11 protein-coding genes are annotated in these 13,135 nt (G+C 55.1%); 4 read left to right on the top strand and 7 right to left on the bottom strand.

The window, feature by feature from the left end; all coding sequences use genetic code 11:
• Nucleotides 1-4: 4 nt before the first annotated feature.
• Nucleotides 5-3,904 carry an ATP-dependent RNA helicase HrpA gene (gene hrpA / locus G5574_RS02450; RefSeq protein WP_039340242.1) on the bottom strand — a complete coding sequence of 1,300 codons (3,900 nt, stop codon included), beginning with the start codon at nucleotides 3,902-3,904 and terminating at the stop codon, nucleotides 5-7.
• A gap of 247 nt (nucleotides 3,905-4,151) precedes the next feature.
• Here hrpA and azoR point away from each other — a divergent pair, with 247 nt between their 5' ends.
• A complete protein-coding gene (azoR, locus tag G5574_RS02455) occupies nucleotides 4,152-4,751 on the top strand; it encodes an FMN-dependent NADH-azoreductase (RefSeq protein ID WP_006119264.1) in 600 nt (199 codons plus the stop codon).
• Between the two features lie 72 nt (nucleotides 4,752-4,823).
• Here the strand turns inward: azoR and G5574_RS02460 are convergent, their stop codons facing one another.
• The 3 genes from G5574_RS02460 to G5574_RS02470 are packed head-to-tail and all read right to left on the bottom strand — an operon-like array spanning nucleotide 4,824 to nucleotide 7,962.
• Nucleotides 4,824-5,144 (bottom strand): YdbL family probable chaperone protein, encoded by a 321-nt coding sequence (locus tag G5574_RS02460; RefSeq protein ID WP_033741770.1) that lies wholly within the window; start codon nucleotides 5,142-5,144, stop codon nucleotides 4,824-4,826.
• Between the two features lie 11 nt (nucleotides 5,145-5,155).
• Nucleotides 5,156-5,344 (bottom strand): YnbE family lipoprotein, encoded by a 189-nt coding sequence (locus tag G5574_RS02465; RefSeq protein ID WP_006119266.1) that lies wholly within the window; start codon nucleotides 5,342-5,344, stop codon nucleotides 5,156-5,158.
• Nucleotides 5,341-7,962: a YdbH family protein gene (locus G5574_RS02470; RefSeq protein WP_164481986.1), complete on the bottom strand. Its 2,622-nt coding sequence runs from the start codon at nucleotides 7,960-7,962 to the stop codon at nucleotides 5,341-5,343. The genes G5574_RS02465 and G5574_RS02470 overlap by 4 nt, the downstream gene beginning before the upstream one ends.
• Nucleotides 7,963-8,115: 153 nt before the next feature.
• Here G5574_RS02470 and G5574_RS02475 point away from each other — a divergent pair, with 153 nt between their 5' ends.
• On the top strand, nucleotides 8,116-9,108 hold the full coding sequence (locus tag G5574_RS02475) for a 2-hydroxyacid dehydrogenase (protein WP_006119268.1): 993 nt from the start codon (nucleotides 8,116-8,118) through the stop codon (nucleotides 9,106-9,108).
• 32 nt (nucleotides 9,109-9,140) lie between these two features.
• On the opposite strand, the gene G5574_RS02480 is transcribed toward G5574_RS02475, so the two are convergent.
• A complete protein-coding gene (locus G5574_RS02480) occupies nucleotides 9,141-9,416 on the bottom strand; it encodes a putative hemolysin (protein WP_006119270.1) in 276 nt (91 codons plus the stop codon).
• 183 nt (nucleotides 9,417-9,599) lie between these two features.
• On the opposite strand from G5574_RS02480, the gene G5574_RS02485 reads away from it, so the two are divergent.
• Nucleotides 9,600-10,256 (top strand): MgtC/SapB family protein, encoded by a 657-nt coding sequence (locus G5574_RS02485; protein WP_006119272.1) that lies wholly within the window; start codon nucleotides 9,600-9,602, stop codon nucleotides 10,254-10,256.
• A gap of 434 nt (nucleotides 10,257-10,690) precedes the next feature.
• Entirely contained in the window at nucleotides 10,691-11,626 is a 936-nt protein-coding gene (gene ttcA / locus G5574_RS02490; protein ID WP_054633709.1) for a tRNA 2-thiocytidine(32) synthetase TtcA, read from the top strand.
• A gap of 54 nt (nucleotides 11,627-11,680) precedes the next feature.
• On the opposite strand, the gene G5574_RS23855 is transcribed toward ttcA, so the two are convergent.
• Nucleotides 11,681-11,809 carry a hypothetical protein gene (locus G5574_RS23855; RefSeq protein ID WP_255421282.1) on the bottom strand — a complete coding sequence of 43 codons (129 nt, stop codon included), beginning with the start codon at nucleotides 11,807-11,809 and terminating at the stop codon, nucleotides 11,681-11,683.
• 288 nt (nucleotides 11,810-12,097) lie between these two features.
• Nucleotides 12,098-13,081: a zinc transporter ZntB gene (zntB, locus tag G5574_RS02495; RefSeq protein ID WP_006119281.1), complete on the bottom strand. Its 984-nt coding sequence runs from the start codon at nucleotides 13,079-13,081 to the stop codon at nucleotides 12,098-12,100.
• Between the last annotated feature and the right edge of the window lie 54 nt (nucleotides 13,082-13,135).

Consider the following 13,135-nt stretch of genomic DNA (forward strand, 5'->3'; position numbering starts at 1 on the left):
GCCGTCAGGCGGTGATCTGCTCCATCGCCTGCATGATGCGCTTATCTGAAATGGGATAAGGCGTGCCAAGCTGCTGTGCGAACAGACTGATGCGGAGTTCTTCCAGCATCCAGCGAATATGCAGCACATCCTCATCATCCTGACGCTGCGGCGGCAGTTTGTTGCGCCAGGCCTGCCAAGCCTGTTCAACGGCCTGAACCCGGAGCATACGGGCGCGGTCGCTGTGGGGATCAACCGGCAATTTTTCCAGCCGACGCTCAATACCGTGCAGGTAACGTAAGGTATCTGCCAGATGCCGCCAGCCATTTTGGGTCACAAATCCCCGGTACACCAGCCCATTCATCTGCGCCTTAATATCGGCCAGCGCCAGCGCCAGTGTCATATCAACCCGACCTTTAAGGCGCTTATTGATATTGAAGACCGCCGTCAGAATCTGCTCAACCTGCTTTGCTATCTCCACCACGGTATCATTCAGCTCGGCGCGGACCTTCTCGCGCAGCGCATCGAAGGCCGCCTGTTCCCAGGCCGGTCCACCCGCCTCGGCAATCAGCTTATCGATACCGCAGGCAATACAGTCATCGATCAGCTCCATCACTTTGCCATAGGGATTAAAATAGAGGCCCAGCTTGGCTTTATTCGGCAATTTTTCGTGCAGATATTTCACCGGCGACGGAATATTAAGCAACAGCAACCGACGCTGACCGCGCCACATCATTTTCTGCTGCTCATGCTCACTGTCGAATAACCGGATGGCCACACTGTCTTTCTCATCGACCAGCGCGGGCCAGGCTTTCACCTGGTAGTTGCCGCGTTTTTGCTCGTAGCTGCGAGGCAAATCGCCAAAGCTCCAGAGATGTAAACCGCGCTGTTCCAGACCATCATCCGCCACGTTGGACAGCGTTTCCTGCACCTTGCCTTTAAGCAGCACTTTCAGCGCCGCGAGATCTTTACCTTCCTGCAGCTTACGGTTGTGTTCGTCTACCACCCGGAAGGTCATTTTCAGATGATCGGGCACCTGTTCCCATTGCCAGTCGTCCCGCTCCAGCGTCACGCCCGTCATCCGGCGGAACTCGCGCGACAGGGCATCAAGCAGCGGCATTTCCATTGCGGTCACGCGGCCTAAAAACGCCTCGGCATAGTTTGGCGCGGGCACCAGATGACGACGCAGCGGCTTCGGTAACGATTTAATCAGCGCAATAATCAGTTCACGCCGTACACCGGGAATCTGCCACTCAAAGCCGGCTTCATCGACCTGGTTCAGCAGCGGAAGCGGAATATGGACCGTCACGCCATCGGCATCCGCACCGGGTTCAAACTGATAACTCAACCTGAGTTTGAGATTGCCCTGATGCCAGACATTGGGATAGTCGAGCTGGCTGACCGTATCGGCGCCCGCTTTGATCAGCATCTGCTTATCAAAATTGAGCAGTTCCGGGGTGGTTTTGCTGACCTGTTTCCACCAGCTGTCAAAGTGGCGTGCGGAAACCACCTCTTTCCCTACACGTTGGTCGTAAAAGGCAAACAAGGTTTCGTCATCTACCAGAATGTCGCGGCGACGCGATTTATGTTCCAGGTCTTCCACTTCACTGCGCAGCTTCTGATTAGCACGGAAAAATGCGTGGCGCGTTTGCCAGTCGCCTTCCACCAGCGCGTGGCGAATAAACAATTCGCGACTCAGCGTAGGATCGATCGCGCCATAGTTGACCTTGCGCGCGGCCACAATCGGCAAGCCGTACAAGGTGACTTTCTCACTGGCCATGACGGCGCCCTGCGATTTCTCCCAGTGCGGTTCACTGTAGCTACGTTTGATCAGATGCTGTGCCAGCGGTTCTATCCATTCCGGATCGATACGCGCGGCAATACGGCCCCAGAGTCGGCTGGTTTCCACCAGCTCCGCCACCATTGTCCACTTGGGCGGTTTTTTGAATAAACCTGAGCCCGGAAAAATGGCAAAGCGCGCATTGCGTGCACCGGTAAACTCCTGCTTTTCCGCATCTTTCTGGCCGATATGCGACAGTAAACCGGTCAGTAACGCGCAGTGGATCTCGCGATACTCCGCCGGTTCGCTGTTCACCGGAATACCAAGTTCACGGACCACCTGACGCAGTTGGGTATAGATATCCTGCCATTCCCGTACGCGCAGGTAGTTAAGGAAATCGGCTTTACACTGGCGACGGAAGACATTGCCGGACAGCGCTTTTTGCTGCTCGCCCAGGTAGTTCCACAGGTTAACAAAGGCCATAAAATCAGACTCTTTGTCAGCAAAACGCCGGTGTTTTTCATCGGAGGCCTGCTTCTTTTCTGCCGGGCGTTCGCGCGGATCCTGTATCGACAAACCTGCCGCGATAATCATCACTTCGCGCACACAGCCGTACTGCCGGGCAGCCAGCACCATGCGTGCCAGGCGCGGATCCACAGGCAGTTGCGCCAGCTGGCGGCCGGAGCCGGTGAGCTTATAATGGCCTTCTTCGCTCAGGGTCAGCGCGCCCAGCTCCTCCAGCAATCTGACGCCGTCCTGGATATGGCGTTTATCCGGCGCTTCCACAAACGGGAACGCCGCAATATCGCCCAGTCCCAGCGCGGTCATCTGCAGAATGACTGAGGCCAGATTGGTGCGCAGAATTTCGGGATCGGTAAAGGCCGGACGGCTCAGGAAATCCGCTTCAGAATACAACCGGATACAGATCCCTTCCGATACGCGGCCGCAACGTCCTTTACGCTGATTCGCGGAAGCCTGAGAAATGGGCTCTATCGGCAGACGCTGAACTTTGGTGCGGTAGCTGTAGCGGCTGATGCGCGCCGTGCCCGGATCGATGACGTACTTGATGCCCGGCACGGTGAGCGAGGTTTCGGCAACGTTCGTCGCCAGCACGATACGTCGCCCGCTGTGTGACTGAAATACCCGATTTTGCTCACTGTTCGACAGACGCGCATACAGCGGCAGCACTTCGGTATGCGGCAAATCGCGCTTCATCAGCGCATCGGCGGTATCGCGAATCTCCCGCTCGCCGCTCATGAAGATCAGAATATCGCCCCGGCCCTCCTGGCTCAGCTCATCAACCGCATCAAAGATCGCCTGAAGCTGATCGCGTTCCACATCGTCCGCCTCTTCGACGACCGGACGATAACGGACTTCCACCGGATAAGTCCGGCCCGATACTTCAATCACCGGCGCGTTGTTAAAGTGGCGGGAGAAGCGCTGCGGATCGATGGTCGCCGAGGTGATAATGACTTTAAGATCGGGACGGCGCGGCAGCAGCTCACGCAAATAGCCCAGCAGGAAGTCGATATTCAGACTGCGTTCGTGCGCTTCATCAATGATGATGGTGTCATACTGCATTAACAGGCGATCCTGCTGGATCTCCGCCAGCAGAATCCCGTCGGTCATCAGCTTAATCTGCGTGGTTTCACCGACCTGATCATTAAAGCGCACTTTGTAGCCGACGCAGCCGCCCAGCGACGTTTCCAGCTCTTCGGCAATGCGGTTCGCGACGGTGCGCGCCGCAAGACGACGAGGTTGCGTATGGCCAATTAAACCGGTGATACCGCGTCCCAGCGCCAGGCAAATTTTGGGCAACTGGGTGGTTTTTCCCGAGCCGGTTTCACCTGCCACGATCACGACCTGATGAGCGCGAATCGCATCCGCGATATCCTGCTGTTTCTGACTGACCGGAAGATTATCCGGGAACGTGATGCGCGGTGTGGCGGCAATACGCTGGGCCACGCGCTGCTCAGCCGCGAGAATATCCTGCTCCAGTTCGGCGGCAATACCGTGTTGGGCATCAGGATTTTTCACTTTTCTGGCACCGTGCAACCGGCGTTGCAGCCGCTGCCGGTCGCGCAGCATCAGGGCATCAAGCCGCGACCAAAGCGGCGTTAAGGGAGATGAAACCGGAGAAGACATAGTAATGACGTACCTTACTCAGGCGGTATGGACTCAGCGTACAGTGCTAAGATAACCCGCTGATTAACGATAATAATTGCGCCTATCATAGCACATTCCCGTTTGCCGCGCGGACCTCGCGCATGACGGGTTGTTCAATTAATTCGAATATAGCTCTCGAAATATTGCGCTTTCCCGCTCCGTTCAATGTTTGTAAAGTGTAAGCCATTGAGCGGAAAGCCTTCCGCGTAACAGACAGGAAACTACGATGAGCAAAGTATTAGTTCTGAAATCAAGCATTCTTGCAGGCTATTCACAATCTGGTCAGCTGGCTGACTTCTATGCTGAGCAGGCAAAGGCCAAAGGCGATCAGGTGACCGTGCGTGACCTGGCAGAAAACCCGGTACCGGTGCTGGATGGTGAGTTAGTGGGCGCGCTGCGTCCTTCCGATGCGCCGCTGTCTCCGCGTCAGCAGGAAGCCTTGTCACTGTCTGATGCGCTGATTGCAGAGCTGCAGGCACATGATGTGGTGGTGATTGCTGCCCCAATGTACAACTTCAACATCCCGACGCAGTTGAAGAACTATTTCGACCTGATCGCCCGTGCTGGCGTGACTTTCCGTTATACCGAAGCCGGCCCGGAAGGCCTGGTCAAAGGCAAGCGCGCCGTGATTCTGTCCAGCCGTGGTGGCATTCACAAAGATACCGCTTCTGACCTGCTGACTCCTTACGTCAAGCTGTTCCTGGGCTTTATCGGTATCACTGATGTCGAGTTTGTGTTTGCCGAAGGCATTGCCTATGGCCCGGAAGTCGCGACAAAAGCCACCGCCGAAGCAAAAGACGCGATCAAACACATCGTTGCAGCCTGATTCGCCGATCTTATCTGGAAAACCGGGCTGAGCCCGGTTTTTTTATGCCTGCCGTACAACGTTGTCGCCCGGCTATTTCCTGAGCCACTGTCCGTTGATGCCGCGTACATATTCCCCCGCTGCGGCACGGTTTACCAGCTTCTGTCCGGCGATTCTGGCCACCTCATCCGTTGTCAGGTTGTTCTGCTCTGCCAGACGTTGATACTGTGCAGCACGACCGTCATTAATGCGTTTAACCAGTGCCAGCGTGTCGCTGTCATCTGCGCGCGGCGCAATATATCCTGACAGTGTTTCTCCCACCCGACCTGACTGACGGGCTTCATCCAGCGTCAATGCCCAGGCGGGCAGGCTCATCGTAAGGGCCAGTAAGCATGTGATGCCGATGCGTTTCATGCGGGCTCTCCTCAAAACAGGTCGCTCTGATTTTTCAGTAACGCTTCCACATCCTTGTCCACTTTAATGTGGATCTCATGCTCGATTTTCACATTCATGTTGATGGTAATCGGATCTTTTGGCGCGGCAACTTCGATGCGCGGTACACAGCCCGTCAGCGGGAGTCCGGCTATCAGCAGCAGTAAGGCCCTGAGGCTCATGGTGAGGGTTCCTTTTTCGACGGCAGAGTGGCATTTTCCTCCACCCAGGATTGCAAATTATCGCCAAAGCGCAGGCTGCGCCACAACTGGAACAGGTTTTCCTGATGACGATAGTTTAAATTTACGGTCTGGTTGCGGTTGCTGAAACGGCTGGTGCCCTGCACCTGCGCGACCATGGTCAGTTCGCCCAGATTATCCAGATTCAGCGTGGCCCAGGAACGCGAAATCTCCATATAGCGCAGCCAGTCCATCGCGGCGCCTGCCGCAATATTATTTTGGGTGATGGCATCGGCCATGTCTTTATCCATCCGGAAGGTCAGCGGCCCGCTGTTGGCAATCCAGCCATTTTCGATGATCCAGCGCGCATTCGTGATCCACAGCGGTAATTCGCCATTCACCCTGCCCGACATCGCGAACTGCCTGGGTTTAATCGCGCTGACGAGTTTACTCAGGCTGATATCCCGAAGCGACACGCGCGCCGGGCTGTGCTGTGGCATCCGCAGAGACGGCATCGTAATTTTCCCGCCCAGCAGATCCATGCTGACATCCTGCAACCAGAGCGGATCGTTTTCCCGCCATGGCCAGGCGCCTTGTAAGTCAGCCTGAATATTCTGCATGGCAAACTGATTCTTGATTTCTGCGATGCGCAATGAAACCGGCCCACGTAAGCCAAAATGCCACTGTTGGTTTTGCAGACGGAATGGCAGCGAGAAATCGATGCCGTTAATCTGGCTGTCTGGCGTCCAGACGCTGCCGTTTTTCACCGTCCAGTGTCCGCCCGCGTGAAAACCCTGCTGAGCGGCGGCAGAAAACGCCACCTGAGCGCGCAGTTCGCCCGCGCGAATTTTCATTTTCAGATCGGGGCTGAGCAACGGCTGAAAAACCGTCAGCGACTGCGTGGGCCACCAGGCCTGACCGCGCAGGCGCTCGCCATCCCAGCGCCCGTTAACCCGTACCGGGCCGACCTTGCCGGCTTTCAGTTCGCCGCCCCAGACAAAATGACCGGGATCGCGCCCGCGGGCGGCAAAATCCAGCGTTGAGTAAGCCAGCCAGCCCCCGTAGCTGAAGTGCGTCTGACCGGCCTGCATCTGAAATTTTCCGTCAAAGGAAGGATTGTCCGCCTCTCGCTGCCAGTTCACCGGGGCAGTCAGGATTAAACGCGGCTTTTCCACCCGCACGCTGCCGTATTGCATCTGGTTAAAACCGGTCGACAAGGTATCAAGATGGATAAGCGTGCCGCGCCAGCCACCGGTTCCCCTGACATCCCATTTCGCCTGTAACGGATGCATCTCGCCTTCTCCCCAGTAGCGCCAGCGCCATTCACCCGTATCCGGCCAGAAGTCACGGGCCCCGCCGTCCAGATGCAGGGTGAAGCGGCCAAAGCTGGGATCGTGCGCGCGCAGAATGGCCTGCAGGCGTCCAGAAATGCCCCGGGACGATAAGCGCACCCCCGCCAGCGGCCAGCGCGCTTCATCCACGTTCAGCGTTGAAAGTAAACGCCCGCGCAGGCGCAACAGTGCGTTGGGTTTAACAATCAGTTCGGGATTCAGTAATGATCCGGTCAGTTGCCCAGGAATACTGCCGAACAGCTGCATGGCAGCAAATTTACTGTCGCCGGTCAGTTGTAACGGCAGCTGGCTTTGCGTCAGGCTGAGATGACCGGGACCTATGCCCAGAACGACATTGCCTTTGCCGCCCCGCCCCTGCGTCAGCAGGTTAAGGCGGCCAGTGACCGTTGTGGCATCCAGCCCGGCCTGCAAGTTATCCAGCGTCAGCGTCACAAAGCCCGACAAGGGTTGCGCCGTGAGTGGCCAGTAATATTCACCCTTCTCAATAGTGATGCGGCCACGGCTGGCCTGCCACGGAAGACGCAGCAAGGGACGGGCAGCATCCGCTGTGGTGATGTTCAGCAGGCCGCTTTCATGCTGCCAGCTCAGTGCCGCTTTTAGCGGTTGCGGAAACCCGTCCAGGGCCAGCGCGCCCGCGATCTCGCCGTTAACCGGCAGGCCGTTAGCGTATTGCGGCAGTTCAAAATGACCTTTGAGGCTGAGCGGCTCGGGAAGCGCCGGATGGGTGATCGTCAATTGTCTGACCATCAGCTGCTGACCTTCCAGCGTGGCCTCAAGCTGTAAATTATCGCCCCGGTAATGCAGCTGCTGGCTGGCTTTATTGAGGGTCAAATCCAGGCCACCGGCATAGTCCTGCCAGGGCGAGATCGTCAGCTTATCAATGTGAATATCTGCGCCCGGCAGCATGGCCTGCCACTCTGCCAGCGTTTTCGGTGCGGTTGAGGCGGTTTGTGATTCGGGCAGCTGTTGCAGGCATTCGCTTTGCAACGTGACCTGTTGTGCGTTGAGCGTCCAGCGCGACTGTTGCCGGCCCAGCGCCGCGTTTTTGACGCTCGCCAGGCGACAGTCACCGGCTAAATAATGAAGAGATGGGAAAATGAGTTGCCCGTCATGCCAGCGTGGGCTGTTTTCCAGTTCGACGCGCGTGCCTGCAGGTAGCCAGAGGCCCACCAGACGCGGCAGCCACTGTGTAAGAGTCAGCAGTAATCCCAGCAGCAATAAAATCAGCGCCAGAATCGCGGCCAGGCGTCGACGGAAACTCCGTGGCATGAAAACAAGACTCCTTTTTTTTCAATATCCTGGGCGTAATGATGGCACGTAACACGCCGAAGGTGAAGGTTTGACCGGTAAGGTTAAAGAGGTGTCAGCAAAAAGTAAGAGAAAACGTTATCCTTGTTGCATCCCTTTTCCAGGAGCACCACGATGAAAATCGCCGTATACAGTACTAAACACTACGACCAGAAATATTTTGAACAGGTCAATAAACAGTATGGTTTCGATCTGGTCTTTTATGATTTTTTGCTGAGCGAAAGCACGGCCAAGACCGCCGTAGACTGTGATGCGGTTTGCCTTTTTGTGAATGACGACGGTAGCCGCCCGGTGCTGGAGGAACTGGCGGAATTGGGGGTGAAATTTATCGCCCTGCGCTGCGCCGGATTTAATAATGTCGATCTGAAAGCCGCGGCTGAACTGGGTCTGGAAGTGGTTCGCGTGCCCGCCTATTCCCCGGAAGCCGTCGCTGAACATGCCGTCGGCCTGATGATGACATTGAATCGCCGTATTCATCGCGCCTATCAACGCACCCGCGATGCGAATTTTTCGCTGGACGGCCTGACCGGTTTTAATATGCATAACAAAACCGCCGGCATTATTGGCACCGGCAAAATAGGCATAGCCACCCTGCGCATCTTAAAAGGATTTGGCATGCGTTTACTGGCCTTCGATCCCTATCCTTCGGAACAGGCGTTATCGCTGGGCGCGGAATATGTCGATCTGAAAACCCTGTTTGCCGAGTCGCATGTGATTACACTGCATTGCCCGTTAACGCCGGAAAACCATCATCTGCTTAATGCTAACGCGTTTGCGCAGATGCGCGATGGCGTCATGATTATTAATACCAGTCGGGGTGGGTTAATTGATTCTCAGGCCGCCATTGATGCACTTAAGCAGCAAAAAATTGGCGCGTTAGGCATGGACGTTTATGAGAATGAGCGGGATTTGTTCTTTGAAGATAAATCGAATGATGTCATTCAGGATGATATTTTCCGCCGCCTGTCAGCCTGCCACAACGTGCTGTTCACAGGCCATCAGGCTTTTTTGACCGCTGAAGCTCTGACGGCGATTTCAGAAACCACGCTGGAAAACCTCAGCCGGCTTCATCGTGGCGAAGACTGTCCGAACCGGGTGACGGCCTGATAACGCAGGCCGGTCACAGCCGGCCTCCGCGTTTAGCGGGCGCAGTTACCGCCGAGCAATGCCTGCTCGCTGCAGCGGCGTCCGTTGACTAACTGACACATGCCGATGCGCGAGCCGTCCAGTTGATTTGAAAACGCCAGCGTTCCCCCTGCATTGGTACAACTGGCCTCCGCCATTGCAGACATAACCACACGTGGCTGAACGTGGGCGGCGGTGGCTTGTTGTGGCGGCTCGTTGTCATCGCTGTTACTGCTGCAGGCAGACAATAACAACGCGGCACCAGCCAGCAGAAAAGTCGCGGCTTTCATCAATCAGACTCCGGGAAGGTGAGTTAAAGGCTAAGCAAGAATATGTCAGCCCTGACACGGGGTCGAGAGAAGAAATAGCTTTTTACAAAAAATATCCTGACCTATTACAAGCAGAATTATCCTGTTATCACATAGTCACGTGGCGGAATATAGTTTAACCATGATGTCGAACGGAGAAAAAGAATGTTAATGGATATGCTGATTCGTATCGCGCTGGCGGGCATTCTGGGCGGTCTGATTGGCCTGGAACGTCAGATGCGTGCCAAAGAAGCCGGATTACGTACTCATATTCTGGTGGGAATTGGCAGTGCGATGTTTATGCTGGTGTCTAAATATGGCTTTGCCGACATGTTGATGAAGGATCACGTTGCACTCGATCCCAGCCGCGTCGCGGCACAGGTTGTCAGCGGCATGGGTTTTCTGGGTGCCGGAACGATTCTGATCCAGAAACAGGTGGTTAAAGGCCTGACGACGGCAGCCGGGCTTTGGGTTACCGCCGCAATCGGCTTGGTCATCGGGAGCGGCATGTATGAAATCGGCATTTACGGCACCGTGCTGGCTCTGGTGGTGCTCGAGGTTTTCCGCCGTTTGAGTCATTTACTGATTGGTAAACACCATACGTTAATTGTTTATCTCAAGGCGAAAAGCGTGCCGCTGGTGCTGTTGGTCATGCAACGCGAAGGCATCCGCTATGGCAATATTTCGGTCATTAACCGGGACGAGGAAAGCGGTTTATGTGAATTAAGCGTTCAGGTTACCCTCTCCCGGAAATCCAGCGATGCGCATCTGTATGACAAAATCATGGAAGTAAAGGGCGTGCAGTCGCTGGAGATGATGTAGGACATGGATGCTGCGTTGTGCCGCTTCCGCACGATAAAAGCGTAGATGCACGTTCTTGTCGGGCGGGATAAATCCCACCCGACAGTAGACATATCCTTACCCTCACCATGAGATCTTCATTTCTGCTTTCATTGCGGTTTGTTGTCGGCGTGAATAACGCCTTTATCTGACCGTGTTTATTCTCTGCTTTTCATCTTATCTCTCTTGCCAGTGCAGTTGGCAAAAATAAGACGGAAGGCAAAATATCGTGGTCAGTCACCATCAGGTTTATGCTTAACGATAATTGATATTGGAAATTGCACGCGTAATCCGTACCATACGCGGCATACTTTGCCTGCTGACAATCTTCGGCGGGTGATAACCTGTCATAAAGCAAATCAGGGGGCACGGCAACAGGCTCAAATGTGCCCCTTTGATTATTGAGAAGCGACGTAATGCTGCAAAATCAAGAAATTAACAAGAAAGAACAATACAACCTCAACAAGCTCCAGAAGCGTTTGCGTCGTCACGTAGGCGAGGCCATTGCCGATTTTAATATGATCGAAGAAGGCGACCGCATCATGGTTTGCCTGTCTGGTGGTAAAGACAGCTATACCATGCTGGAGATCCTGCGTAGCCTGCAGAAGAGCGCGCCGGTGAGTTTCAGTCTGGTGGCAGTCAATCTTGATCAGAAGCAACCCGGTTTTCCGGGGCATATCCTGCCGGAATATCTTGAGGCGCAAGGTGTTGAGTACAAAATTGTCGAGGAAGACACCTACTCTATCGTTAAAGAGAAGATTCCAGAGGGCAAAACCACCTGCTCGCTGTGCTCGCGTCTGCGTCGTGGCATTTTGTACCGCACAGCCACAGAGCTGGGCTGTACCAAAATTGCGCTGGGCCACCATCGCGATGACATCCTGCAAACGCTGTTTTTAAATATGTTCTACGGCGGCAAGATGAAAGGCATGCCACCGAAGCTGATGAGCGATGACGGGAAACACATTGTCATTCGTCCACTGGCCTACTGCCGCGAGAAAGATATCATTCGTTTCTCCGAAGCGCGTCAGTTCCCGATTATCCCGTGTAACCTGTGTGGTTCGCAGCCTAACCTGCAGCGTCAGGTGGTGGCAGATATGCTGCGCGACTGGGATAAACGCTATCCGGGCCGGATTGAAACCATGTTCAGCGCGATGCAGAACGTCGTGCCGTCACACATGGCCGACGTGAATCTGTTTGATTTCAAAGGCATTCAGCACGGGGATGCGGTGGTGGATGGCGGCGATCTCGCTTTCGATCGCGAAACCCTGCCGGTGAATCCGGTTGGCTGGCGCAGCGATGAAGACGATGCACCCGATGTCAGTGAACGCCTTGATGTTTTAGAAATTAAATAACGCTGCTGAATACATTAAAGGTAAAGGGCATGCGCGTAAACGCATGCCCTTTTTTTATACGTTGCGGTGAGGCGGCGGGTCCATTATCGGCGGAAACTCCGGATCCGGTGGCGGATCGGGTTGCGGCTGAGGAATGGGGGGCGGATCGGTTGGAATCGGCTCGCTGTTATGTATCGCCTTCATACCGTGCTCCTCTGTAGCGAATGAACATTAAGCTTAGGAAAGATTAGGCCTTTCAGCCAGCAGGTAAAAAAAAAGCCGGCAACAAGGCCGGCGTAGGTCGAATCAACTGTACTATGCAGTTATTCAAAAAAAGGAAGTAAGACAATATGGAGCGCAACGCCCATCGCTTGACGTTGCATTCACCTGCGGGAGAGAGTTTGCGTCAGTTGCCTCCGGCAGGTATTGATGTCGATCAGCTTTACTTCTGTTAAGCCCTCTGTCACTAAGGCAATTCACAGGCTTTGTCTGTCAAAGCCAACGCCGCTTACGTAAATACCCCGCCACGCCTAACGCCAGTATGACCAGTAAAATACAGAACACGCTGAAGCCGTAGCGCCATCCGCCGCCGGGAATGCCGCCCAGGTTGACACCAAACAGCCCGGTTAAAAAGGTAGCGGGCAGAAAAATCATCGCCATCAACGACATCGTATAGGTGCGGCGATTCATGGATTCGGCCATTACCGAGGCGACTTCATCGGCCAGCACGGCCGTTCTGGCTACGCCCGCGTCCAGATCGTCCAGGCCGCGCCCCAGCCGGTCGGCAATCTCCTGCATGCGGCGGCGCTCACTGTCGTCCATCCAGGGCAGTTTCTCACTGGCGAGCCGGGCAAAAACATCACGCTGTGGAGCCATGTAACGGCGCATCACAATCAGCTGTTTGCGCAGCAGGCCCAGTTCACCCCGCGGGGGAATGCGTTGGTCCAGTAAGGCATCTTCGAGCTCAATGATTTTGTCATGCAGATCTTCGATAAATTCGCTGGTGTGACCGGTTAACGCATCGCAGACCTCGACCAGCCAGCTGCCACAGTTGACCGGGCCGTTACCGTTTTCGAGATCGGTCAGCACTTCATCCACGGCAAACACTTTACGTCGCCGGGTGGACACAATGAGCTGATCGTTAATAAACACCCGCATTGCCACTAACTGGTCAGGGCGCGCATCGCTGTTATGGTTCACGCTGCGCAGGACAATCATAAAACCATCCCCCAACCGGGACACGCGAGGCCGCATGCTTTCACCGGCCAGCGCATCACGCACGGCATCCGGGATCTGAGGCGTGGATTGCAGCCATTCAGCGCTGCGGGGATGGGTATAATTGAGATGCAGCCAGCAGGGATGCTCATCGTGCAGCACCTGGGTTTCATCAATCGGTATCATGCCGCCCTTCCCATCCAACTGGCAGGAAATGATGGCATCTGTTACCTGAAGCGATTTTCCTTTCACACCGTCCACACCGTTACCCCGCTATCAAAATCAATACGATACAGTCTAGCGTGGCGGTGTTGA

The sequence above is a fragment of the Pantoea stewartii genome (assembly GCF_011044475.1).
Classification (GTDB): domain Bacteria; phylum Pseudomonadota; class Gammaproteobacteria; order Enterobacterales; family Enterobacteriaceae; genus Pantoea; species Pantoea stewartii.